This window comes from Desulfobacterales bacterium, assembly GCA_034003325.1.
In the GTDB taxonomy this organism is placed as follows: domain Bacteria; phylum Desulfobacterota; class Desulfobacteria; order Desulfobacterales; family JAFDDL01; genus JAVEYW01.
On sequence record JAVEYW010000022.1, the window covers coordinates 41,501 to 64,000 of the forward strand.

20 protein-coding genes are annotated in these 22,500 nt (G+C 52.4%); 8 read left to right on the forward strand and 12 right to left on the reverse strand.

What is annotated here, in order from left to right; genetic code table 11:
* The first annotated feature begins 44 nt into the window (after positions 1–44).
* Positions 45–3,737, forward strand: coding sequence for an AsmA-like C-terminal domain-containing protein (locus tag RBT11_18515; GenBank protein MDX9788778.1), 3,693 nt, complete (start codon positions 45–47; stop codon positions 3,735–3,737).
* Between the two features lie 43 nt (positions 3,738–3,780).
* On the opposite strand, the gene RBT11_18520 is transcribed toward RBT11_18515, so the two are convergent.
* Positions 3,781–3,987 (reverse strand): DUF6485 family protein, encoded by a 207-nt coding sequence (locus RBT11_18520; GenBank protein ID MDX9788779.1) that lies wholly within the window; start codon positions 3,985–3,987, stop codon positions 3,781–3,783.
* 295 nt (positions 3,988–4,282) lie between these two features.
* Here RBT11_18520 and RBT11_18525 point away from each other — a divergent pair, with 295 nt between their 5' ends.
* The 5 genes from RBT11_18525 to RBT11_18545 all read left to right on the forward strand — a co-directional run bounded on the left by RBT11_18525 (position 4,283) and on the right by RBT11_18545 (position 8,719).
* The gene (locus RBT11_18525) at positions 4,283–4,894 is read left to right on the forward strand and encodes an FmdE family protein (GenBank protein MDX9788780.1); all 612 of its coding nucleotides are present in this window, start codon (positions 4,283–4,285) and stop codon (positions 4,892–4,894) included.
* Positions 4,895–5,172: 278 nt separating this feature from the next.
* The gene (gene rfbA, locus RBT11_18530) at positions 5,173–6,054 is read left to right on the forward strand and encodes a glucose-1-phosphate thymidylyltransferase RfbA (GenBank protein MDX9788781.1); all 882 of its coding nucleotides are present in this window, start codon (positions 5,173–5,175) and stop codon (positions 6,052–6,054) included.
* Positions 6,051–6,608, forward strand: a complete 558-nt coding sequence (rfbC, locus tag RBT11_18535; protein ID MDX9788782.1) for a dTDP-4-dehydrorhamnose 3,5-epimerase — start codon at positions 6,051–6,053, stop codon at positions 6,606–6,608. Before rfbA ends, rfbC begins: the two co-directional genes overlap by 4 nt.
* 3 nt (positions 6,609–6,611) lie before the next feature.
* Entirely contained in the window at positions 6,612–7,496 is an 885-nt protein-coding gene (rfbD, locus tag RBT11_18540; GenBank protein ID MDX9788783.1) for a dTDP-4-dehydrorhamnose reductase, read from the forward strand.
* Positions 7,493–8,719 carry a U32 family peptidase gene (locus tag RBT11_18545; protein MDX9788784.1) on the forward strand — a complete coding sequence of 409 codons (1,227 nt, stop codon included), beginning with the start codon at positions 7,493–7,495 and terminating at the stop codon, positions 8,717–8,719. The genes rfbD and RBT11_18545 overlap by 4 nt, the downstream gene beginning before the upstream one ends.
* Before the next feature lie 74 nt (positions 8,720–8,793).
* On the opposite strand, the gene RBT11_18550 is transcribed toward RBT11_18545, so the two are convergent.
* Positions 8,794–9,099 carry a hypothetical protein gene (locus tag RBT11_18550; GenBank protein ID MDX9788785.1) on the reverse strand — a complete coding sequence of 102 codons (306 nt, stop codon included), beginning with the start codon at positions 9,097–9,099 and terminating at the stop codon, positions 8,794–8,796.
* A 279-nt stretch (positions 9,100–9,378) separates the two neighbouring features.
* On the opposite strand from RBT11_18550, the gene RBT11_18555 reads away from it, so the two are divergent.
* The gene (locus RBT11_18555) at positions 9,379–10,344 is read left to right on the forward strand and encodes a class I SAM-dependent methyltransferase (protein ID MDX9788786.1); all 966 of its coding nucleotides are present in this window, start codon (positions 9,379–9,381) and stop codon (positions 10,342–10,344) included.
* A 25-nt stretch (positions 10,345–10,369) separates the two neighbouring features.
* Here the strand turns inward: RBT11_18555 and RBT11_18560 are convergent, their stop codons facing one another.
* The 9 genes from RBT11_18560 to RBT11_18600 all read right to left on the reverse strand — a co-directional run bounded on the left by RBT11_18560 (position 10,370) and on the right by RBT11_18600 (position 20,850).
* Positions 10,370–11,017, reverse strand: a complete 648-nt coding sequence (locus RBT11_18560) for a histidine phosphatase family protein (protein ID MDX9788787.1) — start codon at positions 11,015–11,017, stop codon at positions 10,370–10,372.
* Positions 11,014–12,165: an NTP transferase domain-containing protein gene (locus RBT11_18565; protein MDX9788788.1), complete on the reverse strand. Its 1,152-nt coding sequence runs from the start codon at positions 12,163–12,165 to the stop codon at positions 11,014–11,016. The genes RBT11_18560 and RBT11_18565 overlap by 4 nt, the downstream gene beginning before the upstream one ends.
* Positions 12,162–13,313, reverse strand: coding sequence for an XdhC family protein (locus tag RBT11_18570; GenBank protein ID MDX9788789.1), 1,152 nt, complete (start codon positions 13,311–13,313; stop codon positions 12,162–12,164). The genes RBT11_18565 and RBT11_18570 overlap by 4 nt, the downstream gene beginning before the upstream one ends.
* Positions 13,314–13,414: 101 nt before the next feature.
* A complete protein-coding gene (locus RBT11_18575) occupies positions 13,415–13,813 on the reverse strand; it encodes a thioesterase family protein (protein ID MDX9788790.1) in 399 nt (132 codons plus the stop codon).
* Between the two features lie 441 nt (positions 13,814–14,254).
* Entirely contained in the window at positions 14,255–15,553 is a 1,299-nt protein-coding gene (locus tag RBT11_18580) for an OFA family MFS transporter (protein MDX9788791.1), read from the reverse strand.
* 286 nt (positions 15,554–15,839) lie between these two features.
* Positions 15,840–17,246, reverse strand: coding sequence for a sigma-54 dependent transcriptional regulator (locus tag RBT11_18585; protein ID MDX9788792.1), 1,407 nt, complete (start codon positions 17,244–17,246; stop codon positions 15,840–15,842).
* Positions 17,243–18,760, reverse strand: a complete 1,518-nt coding sequence (locus tag RBT11_18590) for a cache domain-containing protein (protein MDX9788793.1) — start codon at positions 18,758–18,760, stop codon at positions 17,243–17,245. The genes RBT11_18585 and RBT11_18590 overlap by 4 nt, the downstream gene beginning before the upstream one ends.
* A 35-nt stretch (positions 18,761–18,795) precedes the next feature.
* A complete protein-coding gene (locus RBT11_18595; protein ID MDX9788794.1) occupies positions 18,796–20,229 on the reverse strand; it encodes an MFS transporter in 1,434 nt (477 codons plus the stop codon).
* A 222-nt stretch (positions 20,230–20,451) separates the two neighbouring features.
* Complete coding sequence (locus RBT11_18600; GenBank protein ID MDX9788795.1) at positions 20,452–20,850, reverse strand: thioesterase family protein; 399 nt, start codon at positions 20,848–20,850, stop codon at positions 20,452–20,454.
* Positions 20,851–21,111: 261 nt separating this feature from the next.
* Between RBT11_18600 and RBT11_18605 the strand changes: the two genes are divergently transcribed.
* Entirely contained in the window at positions 21,112–22,239 is a 1,128-nt protein-coding gene (locus RBT11_18605) for a hypothetical protein (GenBank protein ID MDX9788796.1), read from the forward strand.
* 76 nt (positions 22,240–22,315) lie between these two features.
* Here the strand turns inward: RBT11_18605 and RBT11_18610 are convergent.
* The coding region (locus tag RBT11_18610; protein MDX9788797.1) for a hypothetical protein at positions 22,316–22,500 on the reverse strand (185 nt) is incomplete at its 5' end.

A 22,500-nucleotide genomic window follows, 5' to 3' on the forward strand; every position in this document is an offset into this window, starting at 1 on the left:
GAGAACTCACGCCGCGCCAAAGCCTTCAAGCATCTAAAGAGGTTATGAACCGCCTAAAAAAACGATACCTTCTGCCGATTTGCGGACTTGCGGGCGCGCTCATACTTCTGGGCGCTGCCGTCGTCTTTCTGCCCCCTGTTTTCTCATTGGATTCGGTCAAGCAACTAATCGAGTCAAAGGTCTCCATTTTAGCCGGGGGCAAGATCCGTTATCAAGAGGCCAGCCTCGAATTTATCCCCTGGCCGCAAATGGTATTTAAGCACAGCTCGATCACTATCGAAAATCAACTGTCCGGACAAGCCGATGTCATCGTTGTCATCCCAAAACCCCTGCCCCTTTTGATCGGAAAAATCAGAATCGGATCCATCAGCGCCGCGCAGCCAAGCTTTCGGATTAACTTGCCGGCGAGCGAAAAAGACACGCTGGAGGCGATCTTGCCGATAAACGCGTTGGCAGGTGCCTTGTCAAAAGCCCTTTCCGGCATGGAACAGACCCTTCAGGGAAGCATTGTCGTTCAACTGAAAAACGGACATATCGAGCTGATCAAAGAAACCAGGCCTGTTCTCAGCTTTGAAAATATCACCGGAGAAATGCATCTGTCCGCCCGTCATGTTTCCCTAAAGCTGTCCGCAGGATCGAAACAAGAGGGGTCGCTGGCGTTGGGCCTTGATCTAAATCCTAACAGCTTTACCGGCAATGCCTATCTTCACTTTCATCAATACGCCCCGGACAAAGTCCTCTCTCTTCTTTATCCGGATAACGACATAAAAATCGATGGGGCCGGCTTTACGATGAAGTCCGATTTCCTTTTTCAAAACGCAGAAACTTTTTCCGGAACCATTGAAGGAACCTGGCCAGGCTTTTCACTTTCTGCGGAAAAAGAGATCGTTTCCTTTCGCAACGGGCGGATAAAAAGCGCGATCGCCTTCAGCCCAAGCCGGACCGAACTGCAAATTTCCCGGTTAAGCCTCTCGTATCCGGCGCTCACGATGAGCGCTCGTTTTCTTGCGGATCGCGCAACCCCCGTCTATCAATGGGAAATTAACGCCAGGGCCTTGGACCTTGACAGCACGGGTAAAACCGCCCGCGCACTGGCCCCTCGATCCCATGTTGTTCAAACGCTTTTTCGAACCTTAAAAGCCGGAACCATCCGGTCGATAACGATAGAGGACATGGCGACATCGCTTGAAGCCCTTAAAAAAGCAGCGGGGTTGAAGGTTAATGGGCTTCTTGAAAACGGCACCGTGTATGTTCCGAAGCCGGATTTAACCTTAACCCAAGCCTCGGGATGGGTAACGGTTGCCGGGGGCGTTCTTGAAGGAAAAAATCTCAGCGCACAACTGGGCAACGCTAAATGCTTCGGCGCTTATTCCATGAGATTAAACCGTCAAAACCCGGCTTTTTTTCTGGACGCAGCCATCGAAGCAGACGTATCGGAGCTGCCGCCGCTGTTGCATCGGTTGATCGCCGGGAAAACATTTAAAAAAGAGATGCCGCGAATCAGCGGCGTCAAAGGCAATGCAATAGGCCGGCTCATCATCGATAAATCCGAAAGCAGGATTGCGGTCACCGTCGATGTATCCCGCTTTAATTTGTCCGGCAACTATGACCGCATACCATACCCCATCCGCATTCGGAACGGGCGGTTTCATTATGATGCCGACCAAATACGTCTCGAAAACATTCAGGGTCGCATTGGAAAAACCTCTTTTTCCGGTCTGAACGCCCATATCGGTCGCAACACGCCTTTTCCCCTGAATATTCAGGCAAACGGGCTTCAGATTGACATGGATGAGGTGTTTCCATGGTTGCAGCAATATGACGCCATAGCCGCAAAACTAACCGAACTCTCCACCGTCAACGGCGGCATTCATGCAACCGCCGTCACCCTCAAGGGGCCTGCCCTCTTGCCTTCGGACTGGCAATTTGCGCTAACCGGCGAGGTTAGTGCCTTAGAAATTCTGACCCCTCATTTCCCCTCTCCCATCAGATTTAAGGATGGCAAATTCACTGCGGCCCCGGATGTCATCACCTTTGAGCAGGCCCATATCACCGCTATGGACACCCAAACAGAAGCGCATGCAAAATTTAGCGGGTATCTAACCAAAGCGTATGCCGTTGAAGCAACACTCCGTGGCGCCATGGGGCCGAAAACCGCCGACTGGGTCAAGACGCAACTGAAGATGCCCGTTTTTTTGACCTGGCCAACCCCCAGATTGATGACACCCATTTTCCTGAAATGGGATGCACACGCCGGGTTGGCACTTTCGGGCCATCTGCAAACTCAGGAAGGCCCCGAGGTCGGATTCGCACTTGAAAAAAGGCCGGATTCCTTTTCAATAAAAAAGCTCACCATTCAGGATCATCATTCAAATGCGACCCTGTCCCTGCGGAACAAAAACCAGGTCATCGACCTGTCGTTTTCCGGGCGCCTGCTTCATAAAACCGTCGATGCGCTGATCGCGGAAAATCCGTATTTATTCGGCCGCATTGAAGGGAATTTTCATACCCGTTTCAAAAATTCAAGCCCGCACCTTTCGACTGCCACGGGGCATCTGTATGTGGAAGCACTCGATCTGAACCAGTTAAAATTCCCATTAACCATTCAACAAGCCGCCTTGTCGGGAACTGAAAACAAGCTTCGCATATCTCATGCGCAGCTTGACTGGGAAAAATACCCCCTGCTTTTGGACGGCAACATTCGCCATTATCGGGACGGGCTTGACCTGAATCTGACCCTGGCCATGGGAGAACTCAACTGGGCGCGCCTATCGGACCTTCTGAAGCGAAAACCGTTTAAAAACGCAATTGAATCCGACCCGGAAGCGCGCCGATTTCCATTATACGGACAAATTCAGGCACACGTTGAAAACTTTATTCTCACCCCGAAAATCGCCTTTAGACCGCTTGATGCCAAACTGTCCTTCAAGGGAAAAGAAACGAACATCTTGGTTAACGAGGCGATGTTATGCGGCATTCCGATTTCAGGCGCCATCACCAAGACGCCGAATGCCTATCGGCTCGAAGCAACACCGGCAGCAAAAGGAAACGACTTAACCGCAGCCCTGGCCTGCCTGAGCGGCAAAGGAAACAGCATCAGCGGCCTGTTTCAGCTTGATGGTCACCTTGCAGCCGCCGCCGGCACCGGTACGCCGATTTCAGCCGCACTTACCGGTGAACTGGCGTTTGCCGCCGAAAAAGGCCGGATTCACCGCTTCGGCCTGGCCGCCAAAGTTTTCACCCTGCTGAATGTGGCCGGGCTTTTACAAGGCGAGTTGCCGGAGATTGAAACCGAGGGCTTCCCCTATAAAACCGCTCAGGCAAAAGCGGTCTTCGATAAGGGGATATTGCATATCACGGAAGGGGTCATCGACAGCAGCGCCATGAAAATATTTTTCCAGGGAGAAGAGAACCTGATGACGAAAACGCATAATCTAGAAATCGTCGCAGCACCGCTAAAAACAGTGGATCTCCTGGTCTCACACATTCCGCTGGTTCGCGACATTCTCGACAAAGGACTGGTCATTTACCCCATCAAGGTCTCCGGCACCTGGGATAAGCCGGACCTGAATCTTCTGTCCCCGAACAGCGTCGGAAAGGAAATATGGGGAATTATCATTCGTACTTTCAACCTCCCTTTCAAAATGATAGAGCCGCTGTTCCCGGAAAAAAAAGAAACGCAACCCGCCACCCCCGATAAACGCCCAAGTGCCACACCAAAGTCACCTGAACGCTAAAAAAGTATTCATGCGTTGTGCCCTATCGATAACGCTGCAGCCCTTAAATCCGCTTTTCACTCACCAGACGTGCAAAATGCTCGAACGAGCGATCATAGGTTTTCTCCGCATCCGCCGGAAAACAACAAGCAGGCAACTGGCGACTGCGCAGATGGTACCGCAGGCACTCGCAACAAATTCCTTTTTTGGCGCACGATTCATAGGTGCAGTTGCAATTGGCCACGTTCTTTTTCTGATTACACTCCATCATCCTGTTCCTTTTATTTTTTATGCGCCGCTATCGCCCAAAGCTGCAATCGATTAGGACGCCCGAAGCCCGAAAGGCTTTACATCGGAATACGTAAAAAAATATTTGCCGCTGGCAAAACAAGCCAAAAAGTTTTATCTAATCCGGCAAAGCCGGATGCTGGAATGCTGGAATGCTGGGATGCATAAAAACCATCTCTCACCTTCGGCGAATATACACGCAAAAGCGTGCATGCTTCTGGTAAAGGGTCTAAAAAGCGGATGACAGCATTCGCCCGTTCTATTAAACAGGAGGCCTTATGAACGCAAGAGAAATAATGGACTCGGAAGACTTTAAAAAATGCGCGGCTTTTCACGGGCATGTTTGCCCTGGTCTTTCCATCGGCTTTCGGGCCGCTAAGGCCGGCATGCAATGGCTCAAGGAAAACCGGTCCGAAGATGAGGAAATCGTGGCCATTGTAGAGACCAACGCCTGCCCGGTTGATGCGGTTCAGGTGCTGACCGGATGCACTTTCGGCAAGGGGAATCTCATCTATAAAGACCATGGGAAAATGGCCTTCACGTTACTAAGCAGGCGCACTGGAAACGGCGTACGGGTGGCGTTACGCACCGATGCCCTCGATATCAACGAAGCACATATGGCGCTGCTGGGGAAAATGGCGGAAGGCCGGGCCAACCCGGAGGAAAAGGCGCGTTTTCAGTCACTTCATTTACAACGAAGCCATGAAGTGCTGGAAAAACCGGAAACCGCTTTGTTCACTATCACGCCCACCCAAATGACGCTTCCGCCCAAAGCGAAAATAGAATCCTCTGAACCCTGCGAAAAGTGCGGAGAGCCGACCATGCGAAACAAACTCGAGATGGTCGATGGTATAAAGATGTGTGGAGGCTGCCTTGAAGGCCGAAGATAACGCGGCGCCTGAAAGGAATATGACCAGTCTCATTTTCCACCGCTGAAGGAGTGCCTTATACTGCGCGTTGGCAGCTCCATGCCTTGTGCGGAAGCATTCATAACCGGGATTCTTCCCGGATTGTTGACGAGTGGGACAAGGGGTTGCAAAATAAACGAATAAAAGCTATTGAGGATGGTCATTTCGATCCATTTTTTAGCGAACTGTTAAGGAGTGCCAATCCCTCATATGCCCTTCAGTGCTCAAACCATATGCCGACAGAAAGGCAAGTGTAACCAATGAAAGGAATTATTCTAGCGGGCGGCTCCGGAACCCGGCTCTACCCCATCACCCGGGTCGTCAGCAAGCAACTGCTGCCGTTGTACGATAAGCCGATGGTCTATTACCCGCTCTCGGTCCTGCTGCTGGCCGGAATTCGGGAAATATTGATTATTTCAACCCCTCATGATCTGCCGCTATTTCGCACCCTTCTCGGGGACGGCAGCCAATGGGGCATATCGCTCGAATACGCGGAACAGCCAAGACCTGAAGGGTTGGCCCAGGCCTTTATTATCGGACGCGAATTTGTTGGTCGGGACAATGTCTGTATGATTTTAGGCGACAATGTGTTCTATGGCCACGGACTTACGCAAACCGTCACCCGCGCCTACCGGCAAAACAACGGCGCCACCGTTTTCGGCTACTGGGTCAAAGACCCCGAGCGCTACGGGGTGGTCGAATTCGACGAACAGGGCCAAGCGATATCCATTGAGGAAAAGCCCGAGCATCCCAAATCAAATTACGCGGTCACCGGTCTTTATTTTTATGACAATGAAGTGCTCGATATCGCGGCGGCCCTAACCCCGTCGGCCCGGGGAGAGCTGGAAATCACGGATATCAACACGGCCTATCTGAGAATGGGCAAACTCCGGGTTGAAAAAATGGGCCGCGGCATCGCCTGGCTCGACACCGGCACGCATGAAACCCTGATGCAGGCAAGCAATTTTATTCAAATCATCGAAGAGCGCCAAGGGCTGAAGGTCGCCTGCATTGAAGAAATCGTTTACCGGCAAGGATATATCAGTGCCGATCAAGTGGAAAAACTGGCCCATTCCCTGTCCAAAAACGGCTATGGGAAATACCTGACAGACATGTTGGTTTACGAAAAGAAACAATCATGAACGTGCGCTTAACCCCTTTGCAAGGCCTGCTGATTATCGAGCCCCTTCTCTTTGGAGACCATCGCGGGTTTTTTACGGAAACTTATCATGAAGCACGGTATCGGCACGCCGGCATCTCATGCGTTTTTGTCCAGGACAATCTCTCCTATTCCATAAAAAACACCCTTCGAGGGCTTCACTTTCAGATTCATCACCCCCAAGCCAAACTGGTGCAGGTCATCTCAGGGGAAGTCTACGACGTGGCGGTTGATTTACGACGCAATTCGGCTACCTTCGGCAAATGGGAAGGGGTTTATCTAAGCTCTGAAAATATGCGGCAATTATTTATACCGGAAGGCTTTGCCCACGGATTTTGCGTTTTAAGCGACACTGCGATATTTTCTTATAAATGCTCCGATTTTTACACCCCGGGGGATGAAGGCGGTGTTATTTGGTCCGATTCAGAAATCGGTATCCCTTGGCCGGTAACCACTCCGATCATCTCCGAAAAAGATCAGTGCTATCCCCTGCTAAAGGATCTTTCACCGGACCGGTTGCCGGAAATTAGAGGATAACCCATGAAACTGCTGGTCACAGGGGCAGGCGGTCAGGTCGGATGGGAGATTGCCAGACAGCTTTCCGGAACCACGATTCAGGCGGCGCTTTTCAACCGGCAGCAACTCGACATCACGAACCCGGTCGCGGTTAAGGCGGTATTTCAAGCGGAAAAGCCCGATCTTTTGATCAATGCCGCGGCTTACACAAAGGTGGATTTAGCGGAAACAGAACCCGAAGCGGCCTTTTCGATCAACCGGGAAGCTTCAGGGCTCTTGGCCGAATGCTGTGCCTTCGCGGGCATCCCCATGATTCATTTTTCCACCGATTATGTCTTTGACGGCACGAAAACCGAGCCTTATACGGAATCAGATTCCGTTTCCCCGGTCGGCACCTATGCGCTCAGTAAGGCCGGGGGGGAAGTCCTTGTCAGAGAGCGCCTGGCGCAACATGTGATCCTTCGAACCTCATGGGTTTACGGCGTTCATGGCGCCAATTTCGTTCACACCATGCTCCGTATCGGAAAAGAGAAAAGCCGAATCGGCGTGGTCGCCGATCAGTTCGGCAGTCCCACCGCGGCGGCCGATCTGGCGGCAACAGTGCTTTTACTCGCCGAACGGATTCGTAACAAGGCATCCTTTCCCTGGGGAACCTACCATTATTGCGGCCTAGGCGTCACAACCTGGTATGCGTTCGCCGCCGCTATTTTCAAACACGCCGTTGCGTTCGGCTATCCTTATCATCCGGAAGTCTTTCCGATTTCAACGGCGCAATACCCCACACCGGCGCATCGCCCCGCTTATTCAGCGCTTGATTGCACTAAAATATTCCGGAACATAGGGATTCAACCGATTCCCTGGCAAGAGCGCCTTTCCAAAGTCTTAAAAGAGATTCTGTCCCCATCATGACGCACGAATCACGACCCCCCGTGGAATTGCTGGCCCCAGCCGGCAGCCCGGAAAAGCTTGAAATCGCCATTCACTACGGCGCGGACGCGGTTTATCTGGCGGGCAAGGCATTCAGCCTGCGAAATTTTTCAGGCAACTTTTCCATGGCGGAACTCAAGCACGGCATCGCCGATGCCCACCAAAAAGGCGTAAAGGTCTATGTCGCGACCAATGTCTTTTCCAGAAACCATGAGCAGTCCGCCATTGCGGCGTATCTTGCGGCAGTGGGTCGAATGGAACCGGATGCCTTCATTATATCCGATCCGGGCGTGCTTCGAATCGCACAACAGCACGCACCGCACATTCCCATCCATCTGAGCACTCAGGCCAACACGACCAACCTTAACAGCGCGCTTTTCTGGCGGGATTCGGGGGTTAAGCGGATCAACACGGCACGGGAGCTCTCCCTGGAAGAAATCCGTGGCATATCGGACGCCTGCGATATTGAGATCGAAGCCTTTGTTCACGGCGCCATGTGCATGTCATACTCGGGAAGATGCCTGCTGAGCGCGTTTATGACCCATCGCGACAGCAACCGCGGCATGTGCGCGCATCCCTGCCGCTGGCGCTATGCCGTGGTTGAAGAAACGCGGCCCGGAAAATACTTTCCCGTCTTTGAAGATGATCGCGGCGCCTATATTTTCAATGCAGCGGATCTGTGCATGATCGACCATTTGCCGGCAATGATACGCGCCGGCATATCCTCACTTAAAATCGAAGGCCGAATGAAGGGAATCAATTATCTGGCCGCCACGGTCAAGGTATACCGGGAAGCCATTGACGACTATACCAACCATTCGGCAACCTTTGGAGTCAAGGACGCCTGGCGGCAAGAACTCTCCCACATCAGTCACCGCTCCTACTGCACGGGATTTTACTTCGGTGATCCGGACCAGATTCTTCCGAACTACGACAATGCCTCTCCCGCCACCCTGCAAACCTTTCTGGGAAAGGTGGTTCAAAACTTGGGCCATAAAACGCTGCTGATCGATACGCGAAATAAGTTCTTCGACGGCGAGTGGGTGGAAATCCTTCCCGCCAGAGGCCCGGCAAGAAAAGATCAAATCACTTCCATTCGGGATGAAACGGGCAAAGCCCTTTCCTTTGTTCAGCCCAATCGGCAGGTCCTGGTGACTCTGGGGCGGGACTATGCCCCGAACGACCTGATTCGCCGGCCCTGCTGACCGTCCTCACCACAGCATTCGGTCGAACGCGACGGGTCGAGTGCCCCGTAGCAGCATCCATTGCGAATTTTCGCTCACGCGTTTTTTAGAAGTGTCAGCGCCGCCTCGAATTTCGCATTGACCGATCGGCTGATTTCCGCAGCCTCGGTCAACAACCCAGCAACTGCTTCCAGGTGGACGCCCTTTGATCTATCCGCCCATTCGGTATAGGTCGCCGCATGGTCCGCATTGTGTTTAATCCAGTGATCAAGCAGTTTGATCAATTTTTCCTCAAATGACAGGCTGGATGACACGTCATGCGAATGCCCGTGCGTATGATGGGATTCCTGATGATGGGGGTGATGATCGTGCTTATGATCGTGTGTATGATCGTGGGACATGGGCGGCTCCTTATAAACAATGATTGGCTGAAATAAATGATTGCAACATCATTCGTTACTATTACCTTTACGCAAACCCGTCAAGGATAACAACCCTTTCGGGCAGGGCCGCAACTTTTTTCCGATCCCCCTCAAAGCTTTCGCTCCTGGCTGTTCATTTCTACCTGCAATTGCCCTGCCCTTTCGGGGAAATGACATTGTGCGGTTTGACTTGCGGTCGTTCGGGGGAGTATGCTTTCAGCAGTTGATACGAAAATAATACTCTGAGGATTTGAATGCATGATGGATTCGTCGTTAGTCGCTGCAACCCACCGTCAGGCCGAAATGCTGGCCAATAAGGTCACAAAGCGGTTTAAGCATCTTCACAAGCGTTTTGCCAAACAAGATATCGAGGCCTTCAGGCTGTATGACTGGGATATTCCGGAAATACGGGCGGCCGTCGACTGGTATGCCGGGCATCTGGTCATGGCGGAGTACGTGCGGCGGCAATCAACGCCCGAATGGTTGCCGATGATGGGGGCAGCGGTCGCAGAGGCGCTCTCGGTTCCCCCGGAAAAGCTTCATCTGAAAGAAAGACGCGTCGGAAAACCGGACAGCAGCCGCTACGAACGGCTTGATTATACCGACCGAAAAATCATTGTTTCGGAAAGGGATTTGAAATTCTATGTGAATCTCAATGACTTTGTGGATACCGGTCTTTTCTCGGATCATCGAAACACAAGGCAGATGGTCAAAGAGTTGGCTTATGGAAAGGATTTTCTGAACCTGTATTGCTATACGGGATCATTTTCCTGCTACGCCGCAAAGGGCGGCGCCACATCATCAGTTTCCGTGGACAGATCCGAAAGCGCCATTACGTGGGCAAAAGAAAATATGGCGCTCAACGGCATTTCCGGGGAATCCCATCGGTTCGTTCAATCACCCGCTTTTGCTTATTTGGAGCTTGCCAAACGCAACAACCGTGTCTTTGATCTGGCCGTGGTCGATCCGCCCTCTTTTTCAACCACCAAAAACGGGCGAAATGATTTCGATGTTTCAAGAGATCATCCAATCCTTCTAAGGGCGGTGATGGCCGTCATGAAAAAGGGCGGCACGATTTTCTTTTCCACCAATCATCAGAATTTCGAGCCGCTCATGGCAGGCTTGGAACTAAGCCATCTCACTGAGATAACAAAACAAACCATTCCGGAAGACTATATCACCAAAAAACGCACCATTCACCGTTGTTGGAAAATACGCGTTTGACATTTCAGCAACTGAATGCCCGCGGTCATGGCGGCAATCGCCGGTTCAAAGCCCGAAGGCAATAACCCCATGGTTGCACGTCGATGATGGTCAGTCCTCCATGAGATTGCCCAATTGCAAAGAGATTTTCCAGCGGCATGCCCAAAAGACGGCAGAGAAGCACGCGAATGACCCCAGCATGGGTCACGATGAGGGTTTTGCGTTGATGCCGACGGGCCAGCGTCTCGAAAATCGGCCAGACCCGGTGTTGCAGGTCACGAAAGGATTCCCCTCCCGGCGGACGATGGTCTGCAATGAACTCGCCTCGCTGCTCAAACGCTTGAGGATAAAGGGTGTTGATCGTATCAAAACCCTGCCCCTCCCATGCGCCCAAAGAGATTTCCCTTAGCTCGGGGTTCGCCCGCGGCGCAAGGGAACAGAGTGCGCCGATTATTTGCGCTGTTTGCAGGCAACGGGTCAGATCACTGCAACAAATTTCATCCAGCGCGGCATCAGCAAAATAGTCCGCCCATGCGCGAGCCTGCGCTACACCGATGTCTCTCAGCGGCAAGTCCTGCTGGCCGATATAATAGCGTTTGCTGCTCCCCGGAGATTTAATGGCGCCGTGGCGTAACAAAAAAATCGTGTTACGGGGTGATCCGTTGGTTGCGGAAATAAGCGGCGCCTTTTTCATCGTTTCTTCTCGTCAAGCGGTCCGGCGGCACCTACGATCGTATCAATGGCAAGACCGGTAAGCCGCTCCACTTCGGCCTGAATACGGCGGGCATTTTCTCTTCTTCGCGCAATTTGCGAGACGGCGAAAGGGTCCAGGCCGTACTTTTCCAGCTTGCGGGCAAAGCGTTTCTCCAAATCCACACGCTGATCACCGGCCACCAGTTTATCCGCAAGATAGACTACCTGAGTTTCGTCGATGGGCTGCCCCGCCGGCCCATTCAAATCCATATGGGCCCTCACGATGGGCGAAAGGCGGTTAAAACCGTGGGTTTCGAGCAATTGGGCGCCGGCTTCAGCATGGTCTTTCCGGGTTCGGGCGATATCGTGCAATAAGGCTGCAGTGTGCACCAGTTCGCCGTCGATAAAAATGCCGGCCGCGTTGAGAGCTTCAGCCAACCGTTGTGCGACCACCGCCACTGCCCGGCAGTGCGCCTTGATGTCAGGGGGCAGACACTGAATCACTTCCATCAACACACGGCATTCGTTCTCGGTGGGAAGACCTTCGAAGGTCAGGCGGTCCAGCATTCGATGATAATCTTGCGGAGTGTCCAGATCCAGCAAGATAGCTTCGTCCGCCACAGGAAGCTCAAGACTGTCGGCATCATGGCATTTCAAAAAGGCCCTTAGTCCGCCGAGGCCGGGCCATTCCAGAATCAGAGGCGCCAAGCAGGCATGAATCAGGGTTGGATGGCCGCGCCTGCCATCAAAGGTAGGATATAGAATCGAGGCCGAGGATTTTTTAAAGGCCGTCACCAGCCGCCTGACCGTATGGGAGCGCACCAGGGGAATATCCACCGGGTGAATGAAAACCTTCCGGCACCGGGCCGGCAACGCTTGAATACCGGTCAACACCGAGCTGAACATTCCCTCAAGGTAATTCGGATTTTCAATGCAACGCACATTCAGTGGGGCCATCACCTGACGGACGTCCGCACCGCGGTGCCCCGTCACCACGATAATTTCTTCGATGCCGGCCGTCTGAAATATGGTCACCACCCGCTCGATGGTTCGACACGCACCCAACGGCAGCAGCGGCTTAAAGCGCCCCATTCTTTCTGAAAGCCCGGCAGCCAGCACAATAGCCGCGATGGCGGTATCCTTCTTCATTGTCGAATCGCTGATACAATGGCACCCATTGTCATTCCGTTTTTTTTACGGCCAACAGACCCCATGGGTTCAAACGGGACCTGAGCCTTATCCCCTTGAGGATTCTTTACCCCTGCGCGCACGGCGATCAATTCCGCCACGATGCTCACGGCAATTTCCTCAGGGGTGTCCGCACCAATGGTCAAGCCGATGGGACTATGCACCCTGGCTATGTCAGCGGCCGTAAACCCGTCCTTCAACAACTGCTCATAAATGGTATCTCGCTTACGCCGGCTGCCGATCATTCCGATATAGGCGGCCGGCGTTTTCAAGGCCTGAGCCAGGACGGTCCGGTCATGCAGATGCCCTCGGGTGACGATAACGATATAGGCATCGGCCGTCACGGCCAGATTTTCAAAGGCCCCATCAAAACTGGAAAGGGTTTGGACCGCCACGGCATCGGGAAAGCGGGCGGGATCGGCAAAATCCGCCCTGTCGTCCAGAACGACGACGCCAAAGCCCACCAGAGCCGCCAAATGGGCCGTGGGCCGCGAGACATGGCCGGCGCCGAAAATGTAGAGGGGCTGGGCGATTCGGCCCGGGTCCACCACCACCAGACGTTCATCCAGGGATAGGACTTGAACATGATCCGCTATGGTTATCCCGGCGGACAATTTCTCGACGAAAGCCGCAGATAACGTCGCCCGGGCCTGCACGCTTTGGTCGCTCATCAACAGGGCGTGATCAATCCGTTCGATATGCGTTTGATCGCCGCAAATGATGGAAATGAGCATCGCTTTACGGCCTTTTGCAAGCGAGTCGCGCCAATCGGTGAAAAGCACCCGGTTATCATCATCGGGTTGAATATAGTCCAAAAGCACCCGAACCCTGCCGCCGCAAATCATCTCCAAATTCGCCGCATCCTGATGGGTCAGGTCAAAGGTCAGAAACCGGGCAGGGGCTTCCTCGTTCATCTGTGCGGCAGCCTTCATGGTTTCGGCTTCCAGCAGCCCCCCACCGATCGTGCCGACAGTCTCGCATGCAGCGGTAATCAACATTCGGGTGCCGGCGGTTCGAGGAGCCGAGCCCTGCTGATCAATGATGGTGGCCAACACAAAGGCTCGCCCTTTCGCGAGCAGCTCACACGCGGCTGAAACGACTACATCCATCGGCAGGCGCTCCTTTTCATATGATAGTAATTAGTCCCGTATAGACAGCGCGCGACGCCATTCAATGCCGCATGGGATCAAAAATACTTCTCAGGGTCAAGTCAAACGGTTTTGAGTTTCTCCAGTATTTCGCCTTCAAGTACAGCGGTCTTTCCTTTTCGGTTATCGAACACCACAAAGGTGACATCGGCATCCGCTATCACCGTGTCGGTTCCTTTGAGTTTGACGATCTGATGAAACACGCCAGTGCGTCGGGTCCATTTGTTGATCTCCGTCTCGATCGTCAATACATCGTTTATAACTGCGGCGTGGCGATAGTTGATATTGATATTGACCGGAATGATCGGGTACCCGTCGCGGCTTAATTGCATCAAATCAATCGTTTTTTCAAACGCAGCCCATCGCGCATCATCTAAAAACTCAAAATAGCGGGCATTGTTGACATGCCCGGAGGGGTCCACATGGAAACCCCGTACCTTGATATCGATGGTGTGAACCATTTAACCTGTTCCTCTATAATGTTATCAATAGACAAGATTTTTTTGCAGTGGGAGTATGGCAAAGGCGCGATGGGGTGTCAATACCCCTGTTAATACCGTAGGGAAATCATCTGAGGCGAGCCAAAGCCCTGACCGGCGCGCGGCAACGAATCACACCGCGCACCGGTGCATGGGGGAGCGGAAACGCACTTTTTTCAACTTGCTTTTTTTAACAGCACTTCATGTCTTTCAATGATATGGTCGACAACCCCCGAATCAGCCAGGGTGGAGGCATCGCCGATGCTGTCATACTCATTGGCGGCAATTTTTCAAAGAATGCGGCGCATGATTTTGCCGGAGTCAAACCAGGGCGGACACACAGGTCCGTCCCTACGTTGACCGCGAGGCCATGAATTTTGTTTTCATTAACAAACCGGTAATGCTCCCAATAAACCTGCCTCCTTAGACCAACTCGGTGAAAGCCGGTTTTTTCGTCAGACGCGGAACCGGTGCGGCCAGCTTTCCGCCTTTCTCTACCGGCACGAAACCGTATACGGCAATAGCGGCACTGATGAGGAGCAAAATCGCCGTCACAATATAAGCGGCATTCAAGGTGCCGGTTTCAGCAACCACCATTTGGGCCGCTCTTGGAAACACAAAGCCGCCAATGCCCCAAGCGGAAAAAATAATCCCGTAATTACTGCCGAAGTGTTTCATTCCGAAATGGTCTTTGGTAAGCGAGGGAAACAGGGAAAGGTTGGTGCCGTAATTAAAACCGATGAAAGTGGCCGCTGCAACCACCAGAAACGCACTTTCCGAATTCATAAAAATAAGCGAAAAAATGAGCAGTGCCTGAAACGTCATCATGATGGCAAGGGTCAGGGGGCGACCGATTTTATCCGAAAGCATCCCTGCGATCACCCGTCCGCCGGCATTACCAATGGCAAGAAGCGCCACAACCAGCCAGGCCGCTTCTCCCAGGCTTTGCTTTGCCATGGCCGCAACCCCGCCGATAATAAAGAGTCCCGCCCCGGCCCCGATAAAATACATCAGCCACAATTTATAGAAGGTGCCGGTTTTCATCATTTGAAGCGGTAAGCGGTCCGCCGGTTTCTTTGAAGTTACCGCCGTTGTTTTTCTCTCTTTTCCGCCATCCTCAGGCACATACCCCTCCGGCGGGTTAACGAGAAATAAAGACAGGAAACAAACCACACTGAGAAAGGCGATACCGAAGATCATCATGGCCCGGTTTAAACCGAATGCGGCGATTAAAAAATTGGCGAGCGGCGCAATATAAACAGAGGCCAGGCCAAAACCGGCCACAACGATGCCCGCAATCATGCCGGTTTTTGAGGAAGGAAACCATTTGATGGCCGGCGGCGTTGCCGAAGCATAGGCGAACCCCAATCCCAGGCCCGTCAATACGCCAAAGCCGCCAATCCACACGATCAGAGAGTTGGAGAAGGAAATGACGATCAGCCCAAGCCCGGTCAAAACCCCGCCGATCATCGTGGTCAGCCTCGGGGAAAACTTATCCTGAAGACGGCCGGCAAAGATCATGGCAAAGGCAAACACCAGGCAACAAACAGCATACGGATCATTCAAGGACGCGGGATCCCAGGTAAATCGACCGTCCCCGGCCGTAATCGATTCTTTTATTTCCAGTTTAAAGATGCTCCAGGTGTAGAGAATGCCCAGGGCCAGGTTAACCCCCAACCCCGCCATTGTAACCTTCCACCCCCTGTTTTTAACTGTCGTCATACGGCCCCCTTGCTTAAAGGTTGTTAAAGATGCTGTCTCATTTCACTTCAAAAAACATACCATACCGCTATGCAACAGCATAACAACCTGTAAACACATATTAAAAAGAATTTTAGCCATGAAGAAACGTCGAGTGAACCGCCCCAACAAGCATACAATTAAAATTGTAGGCATTCCTGGCATTCCGACTCTAAACAGCGGCGATCGCGGGGATTATGAAATAAACGAATCGTTGTAGATACAACTTGGATTGTAGGGATAAATACCGACCGCTTCGGGCATTCGGCTACTTTCCCTTTTGCAGGCGTTTGCTCACGGCCTGCTGAGAAACCCCCAATAGCCTGGCGGCCAGCGATTGATTGCCGTTGGCCCGTTTCATGGCTTCATCCAACAGGGCCTGAGTGGCCTCTTCGATGGTGGGCAGGCGGGCGGGGAAAATAATGGTTTCGGCATTCCCCGATGGCGCGCTCGCCAGCCCAAAGGGACGCTGCGCATTCAGATAATTCTGAAACACCTGCAGGGAGAGAATTCCCTTGGTATGCCGGCTGACCGCATCAAACACCATGGCCTTTAGCTCCCGAACATTGCCGGGAAAAGAATAGGTCTGAAGCAACGCGGAAAGCTCCTTGGGATAGCTCGGCACCGTCTTGTTCAGCTCCGTTGCAGCGAGGCGGATAAAATAATTGAGCAAGAGCCCGATATCGTCGAGCCGTTCGCGCAAGGAAGGAATATGCACATGGTGCACCTGAAGCCGGAAGAGAAGATCTTTCCGGAATTTCCCTGAACTTCGAAGCTCATTTAAGCCTTCATTGGTGGACGCCACCATTCGAACATGGGCCTTTTTCGTTTTATCCATGCCGAGCGGGCGGTATTCGGATTCCTGCAACAACCGAAGCAGCTTCACCTGCGATGTGAGACTTAAATCACCGATTTCATCCAAAAGTAACGTGCCGGACGACGCTGCTTCAATCAGCCCCATGCGATGGGTATCTGCGCCGGTAAAGGCCCCTTTGACATGGCCAAAAAGGGTGTCCGAGAAGATATTGTCATCAAGCCCCGCCACATTGACGCTGACAAAGGGACCGCTTACGCCGCTGAGTTCATGAATCGCTTTGGCCACCAGTTCCTTGCCGACGCCCGTTTCTCCAGTTATCAACACCGCTTGGTTTGTTTTGGAAATCAGTTCCAGATACTTAAAAACGGCCAGCATTTTCCGGTTTCGCGTGATGATGCTCGAAAAGGCGTCCATATGGGACACTTCGTCGGTCAACATCGAGTTTTTTAACGCAAGGTTCTCCTGTTGCAGTTCACTGAAATGCTGCGCATTAATGACGGTGGTCCGCAGCCGGTCCGCATCCACCGGCTTCACCAGATAGTCGAATGCGCCTCTTTTCATGCATTTGACCACGGTTTTCGGATCCACAGCCACGGTGATGATAATCACCGGAATATCGGGAAATTCGGCTGCGATTTCCACGAGCAGATCCTGCCCGTTGATATGGGGCATCATCAGATCCATCAAAATGACCTGGGCATGGTGTTCCGCGATCAATCCCATGGCCTTCCGGCTGTCCCGGCAGGTAATGATATGATTGAAGCCCGCCATCCGCAGGGTGGTATCGATTGCCAGAAGAATCGCCTCTTCGTCATCAATAACCAAAATAGGATAAGCCGGCCGCAGATTCTGTTTCATTTGTCCCCTTTACTGCTATTTTCGTCACCAATCGGAAAGGATAGAACGGCCATCGTCCCCTCGTTGGGAATCGCTCGAATGTGCAAATCGCCGCCATGGTCCTTCATGATCCGGTCGGAAATGGCTAGCCCCAAGCCGGTATTGCCACGGCTCTGCTTCGTGGTAAAAAACGGATCCTTTATTCGCGCCAGCACTTCCTCGGGTATGCCGATGCCCGTATCCGCGACCACAACGGTGATAAGGCGTTTTTCCGCGTCCATGCCGGTTGACGCCCTTATTTCCCGGGATTTGTCAGGCAAGGCCTGACAGGCATTGACCAGCAGGTTAACAATCACCTGTTCCACCTTTTGCGTATTGCCCCTCAATCGGGGAAGGTCCGGCGCCAACTGAACGGAAAAATGATCCGTTGAGGCTTTGATCAGACTCGCGACCAGGGTAACCGCCTTTTCCACCACCGAATTGATAAAGACATCGTGGGTCATTTCCGGCGGGGATATTCTGGCAAAATCCTTTAATTCATTTACGATATTTTTGATTCGCTTGGCGCCGTCCTCAATATGATTCAACAGGTGCGGAATGCGAGCGTAAAGACCGGAAAAATCCGCAGTCCCATCCGAAACCGCCTGACCCACCTCGGGGGAATCCGGGTCCATCGGTACCAAATGCTGCCACAACTCTCTTAAAATCGGTGCATTTAAAAGGATAGCCGTCACCGGATTGTTGATTTCATGGGCCACACCGGCGGCAAGGGTACCGATGGTCGCCATTTTTCCGGCCTGGTACAACTGTTCCTGCTGTAGCCGGGTTCTTTGTTCAGCCCGGCTTCGCTCCTTTTCCACCTTCACACCCTGCCAGACAATGACCACCGAAAGCAGAAACACCAGCGCCATAATCCCGATGCAGATCAAGGTCAGTTTCCGGGTAATAGCCGATATTTCATTTTGAATGTCAACGATATAAACCCCGGTTCCCACCACCCATTCCCATGGGGCGAAGGCCTTGACAAAGGAAATCTTGGGAACAATGCGGTTAGGCTCATCCATCCACTGCCATTGATAATCGACATACCCTCCCCCGCTCTTCCGAACCACCTTCACAAACTCAACAAAGAGCCGTTTGCCGCCGGGGTCCGCATAATGTGAGATATCCTTGCCCTCCAGGTCCGGCCGGTAAGGATGCATGATCATGCGCGGCGCCATATCATTGATCCAGAAATAATCTTTGGCATTCAGGCCATACCGAAGCTGCCGCACATGGGCGATGGCTTGTTCTTGGGCCGCCTTTTTCGTCAGCTCGCCATCTAATTGCTTCTGGTAATACTGATGGATCGTGCTCCAGGCGGTTTCCGTCAATTCATGAATAAGCCCCCGCCGCTGGGCCATGAGCGCAGATTCCAGCGTTGGAAGCACCAACAGGAAAATCGTCATGAAAAATAAGATCACGGAAAGCACCACCGGAAAAATAATGGCGATGGGCAGGTGTTGGAGCAACTGAGCGGCGGGTTCTTTTGACATGCCTGGCTGATCCTTAACCGTTTTTCATGACACACTCAGCCTTGGGCCGGACCGGGTGCGATTCTCCGCAGAGAACAGCCGATTCCGACGGCGCTCAGAATGCCGAATATAATGAAGGTCGTTCCCATACTGGTCATAAAATCGCCGCTGGTCTGAACCGTTACCGGTTGTTTCCCCATGAAATGGGAAAGGACGAAGGTAACAATCGTCATGCTGACCAACATACCCATGGATCGCATGGTGGCCGCCATGCTCGACGCCATACCGTAATCCCTGGCCTGAACGCTTGACATGATGACGGCCGTGTTGGGGCTGGAAAAAATACCAAAGCCGAAACCGAGAAGCATCAGCACACCAAGAACCATGCAGAGCGAAGATGCCTGAGCGATGAACGCGGCTATCAAAAGCCCCATCGTGCACAGGCTAACCCCCAAAGTGGCAATTTTGGCCGGTGCATATCGATCGGAAAGCCGACCGGCGACAAGGGAGGTAACCGCCATCATAATGGGCTGAACCACCATTACAAATCCGGTGGCTTGCGGGGAAAGCCCTCTAACGGATTGCAGATAGAGGCTGAAATAAAAGGCGGTGCCGGACGCAGCAGTATAGTTAAGAAAGGTGGCCAGATTGCTGAAGGCAAAGGTCCGGTTCCGAATGATGGACCGAATGCTCACCAAAGGGGATGAGACACGCAGTTCATGTCGAATAAACATCAGCAGGAGTATGGCGCCGCAACCGGCAGCCCATTTGGCGCCGGCCCATTCCTTCCAATAGCTCATTCCCAGTATCAGGCAGGGCAACGCGGTCATGTAAGTCAGGGCACCGGACCAGTCAAATCTCTCATTTGCTGCGTTTTTCCCCTCCTCACGCAACTTCCACAGAGTCAGGGACAGCGCCATGACCTGGGCTGGAATGGCGATGTAAAACACCCAGCGCCACCCCAGATGGGTGATCATCAGACCGGCGATACTCGGGCCAGCCGAAAGACCAAGATAGGTGCTGCCCACCACAAACCCCAAGGCCCTGCCCCACTTCGCCGTGGGAATCGAAGAGGTGAGAATCGCCAGGCTGGTGGAGATGATCATGGAGGCGCCGATTCCCTGAATGAACCGGAAAATGATAAAAATGCGGATAGTCGGTACCATCGGCAGGATGATGTTGCAAAGGGCCATCACCACCATTCCTGCGGCAAACAGTTTCTTGCGGCCATAAATATCCGAAAAGCGCCCCATGGGCAACAACAGCATCGATCCGGACAACATGTAAAGCACTTCCACCAGGCCCAGGGCAACGGCCCCGGCTGAAAATTCCCGGCCAATGGACGGCAGGGCCACCCCCACGGATGAAAGCATATAAGGGGTCAGAAACTGGCTGACGGAGACCACCCAGATGATCGCGGCTTCCGACATGCCGGTCGGCGGAGTGGTGAGCGAAGTATCGGGGGATTTACTTATACTTATCTTTTTCAAATTCAAACAGTTCGATTGTTATAGCCCAGCCGATCAATCAATCTGCCGCTTTTAATGACATCGAACCATTAAGCAGTCGGCTCCTCTTGTCAATCGCAAAATTACCTTATCTCATGGAACACGATTGGTCACACAATTATTCACTGCCGATCAAAGCGCGCTGAATGGCACCCATGAGCACAATCAGCCGTCATTGGCTGGGAACAGCGAATTTAGGCAAGCTCAAACGATTTTCAGCGTTTCGAGAATCTCGCCTTCCAAAATGGCCGTCTTCTGTTTTCGGGTATCAAACATCACAAAGGTGATATCGGCATCCGCCACCACCGTGGCAGTTCCCTTGAGTTTGATTACCTGGTGAATCACGGCACGGCGTTTTCCAAATTGGGTTATTTCCGTTTCGATGGTCAGCACCTCGTTCAGCAATGCAGCGCGGCGATAGCTGATGTTAATATTAACAATGGTAAACGCATACCCATCGCGGCCTAATTTTATCAAATCCACCGATTTTTCAAACGCAGCCCATCTCCCCTCCTCTAAAAACTCCAAATAGCGGGCGTTGTTGACATGAGAAAAAGCATCCAGATGATATCCCCTAACTTTAATCTCGATGGTATGGCGCATAACAAACACTTTCCTCTGTGAATTCATGAAAAGATTGGATGTTTTGTTTTTCAAAGGCCGGAGTATGGCAAAAAGGGGTGTCCTGTGTCAATAACCAGGTTGATAACCCATTTAATAAATGGCAGCCCCATTGCGATTTAAATCCAACCTCGGTAAATAAAAGCGGCTGACGCTTGTTGAAAAACGGTTACTGCTGATAGACACGCTGAACCCTTTTATGATTTTCAGGAAAAAGAGAATGACGATGCATAAGGCGGCCGTATGACCGAGCTGCTAAAAAAAATAGACGATCTCGACAGACGGATTCTTGATTTTATTCAAAGCGGCGTGACCGATCCAGGCGAGGAGAGGTTTAACCAACTATCCCTTGATGTTTTTGCCCTTCAATATGCGCATATCCCCCTATACCGGAAATATTGTGGCAAGCGCGGCGCCACCCCTGAAAAGGTTTTTTCCTGGCAGGAGATTCCGGCGGTCCCCACGGCGGTTTTCAAGGTGGCGGATCTTTGTATTTTGCCGGATAAAGCGAATCGGGTGTTTATGACCAGCGGCACCTCAAACCCGGCGGAACGCGGCCGGGTCCGTTATGATGCCGGTGGGTTGCGGCTCATGGATGCGACGATCAAAACAGCCGCCGCCGCTTTTTTATTTCCGGACGGTGTTCACACCCAACTGATGGTCATCGCACCCAGCCCCGAGTTGGCACCCAACATGGTGATGGCTTACGGCATGAATCGATTGATCGAGCACTTCGGCGGGCCGGGCAGCCGATTTCTGGTCAATGAAAAAGGATTTGATGTCAAAGCGTTTATCAACGCATTGAATGAGTGCCAACGCAGGGAAGCACCAGTCACCCTTTGCGGCGGTTCTTTCGGATTTGTCAATTTTTTTGATTTCTGCGCAGTAAATGGTTATAAATTCAAGTTGCCGCAAGGATCGAGATGCCTGGATGCCGGCGGATTCAAGGGAAAAAGCCGGGCGGTCACCCGTGGGGAATTTCTGGACATGTGCCGGAAATTCCTGGGACTTTCCCGGAATCGATGCGTGAACCTACTGGGAATGACCGAAATATCCTCCCAGTTTTATGATAACACCATCAAAAACACCCATTCCGGCGCAACAGGATCAACGGTCAAATGCAACCCACCCTGGACCCGTACCGAAGTGGTAGACCCGGACACGCTTTTGCCCCTGCCTGAAGGTGAAACGGGTCTTTTAAAGCATCTGGACCTGGCCAACCGGGGACATATTATAGCCATTCAAACCGATGATGTGGGCCGAATGCTGAATGGCGGCTTTGAAATCCTCGGCAGGGCCGAGGCCGGCGAAGCCAGGGGTTGCTCACTCACCATCGACGAGATGACCCGGGTCATGGAAAAATTGTCATGACGATACTCAAAACAAATGCAAAGTCTATAATTTGGATTGGCTATATCTTTGCCCTGCGCCGGGGAAAAAACAACTATCACGTAGCGGTAATACTCACCATGGGCAATGCTTGCCCATGGTGAGCCCTCAAAGCCGTCACGGTAAAGGGATTAAACTTTAGCCACAGCGGGTTTACCCGGCGTTTTTTCGGGATGTTGCTTATTGAAACCAGTGGATTCCACTTTTTCATTCCCCCGAACGGGCGCTTTGCGTCTGCGAAGA

Bases quoted from the DNA above. Each gene is read 5' to 3' on its own strand.
- RBT11_18515 (MDX9788778.1), top strand. From the start codon at position 45: ATGAACCGCCTAAAAAAACGATACCTTCTGCCGATTTGCGGACTTGCG.
- RBT11_18520 (MDX9788779.1), bottom strand. From the start codon at position 3,987: ATGATGGAGTGTAATCAGAAAAAGAACGTGGCCAATTGCAACTGCACC.
- RBT11_18525 (MDX9788780.1), top strand. From the start codon at position 4,283: ATGAACGCAAGAGAAATAATGGACTCGGAAGACTTTAAAAAATGCGCG.
- rfbA (MDX9788781.1), top strand. From the start codon at position 5,173: ATGAAAGGAATTATTCTAGCGGGCGGCTCCGGAACCCGGCTCTACCCC.
- rfbC (MDX9788782.1), top strand. From the start codon at position 6,051: ATGAACGTGCGCTTAACCCCTTTGCAAGGCCTGCTGATTATCGAGCCC.
- rfbD (MDX9788783.1), top strand. From the start codon at position 6,612: ATGAAACTGCTGGTCACAGGGGCAGGCGGTCAGGTCGGATGGGAGATT.
- RBT11_18545 (MDX9788784.1), top strand. From the start codon at position 7,493: ATGACGCACGAATCACGACCCCCCGTGGAATTGCTGGCCCCAGCCGGC.
- RBT11_18550 (MDX9788785.1), bottom strand. From the start codon at position 9,099: ATGTCCCACGATCATACACACGATCATAAGCACGATCATCACCCCCAT.
- RBT11_18555 (MDX9788786.1), top strand. From the start codon at position 9,379: ATGATGGATTCGTCGTTAGTCGCTGCAACCCACCGTCAGGCCGAAATG.
- RBT11_18560 (MDX9788787.1), bottom strand. From the start codon at position 11,017: ATGAAAAAGGCGCCGCTTATTTCCGCAACCAACGGATCACCCCGTAAC.
- RBT11_18565 (MDX9788788.1), bottom strand. From the start codon at position 12,165: ATGAAGAAGGATACCGCCATCGCGGCTATTGTGCTGGCTGCCGGGCTT.
- RBT11_18570 (MDX9788789.1), bottom strand. From the start codon at position 13,313: ATGGATGTAGTCGTTTCAGCCGCGTGTGAGCTGCTCGCGAAAGGGCGA.
- RBT11_18575 (MDX9788790.1), bottom strand. From the start codon at position 13,813: ATGGTTCACACCATCGATATCAAGGTACGGGGTTTCCATGTGGACCCC.
- RBT11_18580 (MDX9788791.1), bottom strand. From the start codon at position 15,553: ATGACGACAGTTAAAAACAGGGGGTGGAAGGTTACAATGGCGGGGTTG.
- RBT11_18585 (MDX9788792.1), bottom strand. From the start codon at position 17,246: ATGAAACAGAATCTGCGGCCGGCTTATCCTATTTTGGTTATTGATGAC.
- RBT11_18590 (MDX9788793.1), bottom strand. From the start codon at position 18,760: ATGTCAAAAGAACCCGCCGCTCAGTTGCTCCAACACCTGCCCATCGCC.
- RBT11_18600 (MDX9788795.1), bottom strand. From the start codon at position 20,850: ATGCGCCATACCATCGAGATTAAAGTTAGGGGATATCATCTGGATGCT.
- RBT11_18605 (MDX9788796.1), top strand. From the start codon at position 21,112: ATGACCGAGCTGCTAAAAAAAATAGACGATCTCGACAGACGGATTCTT.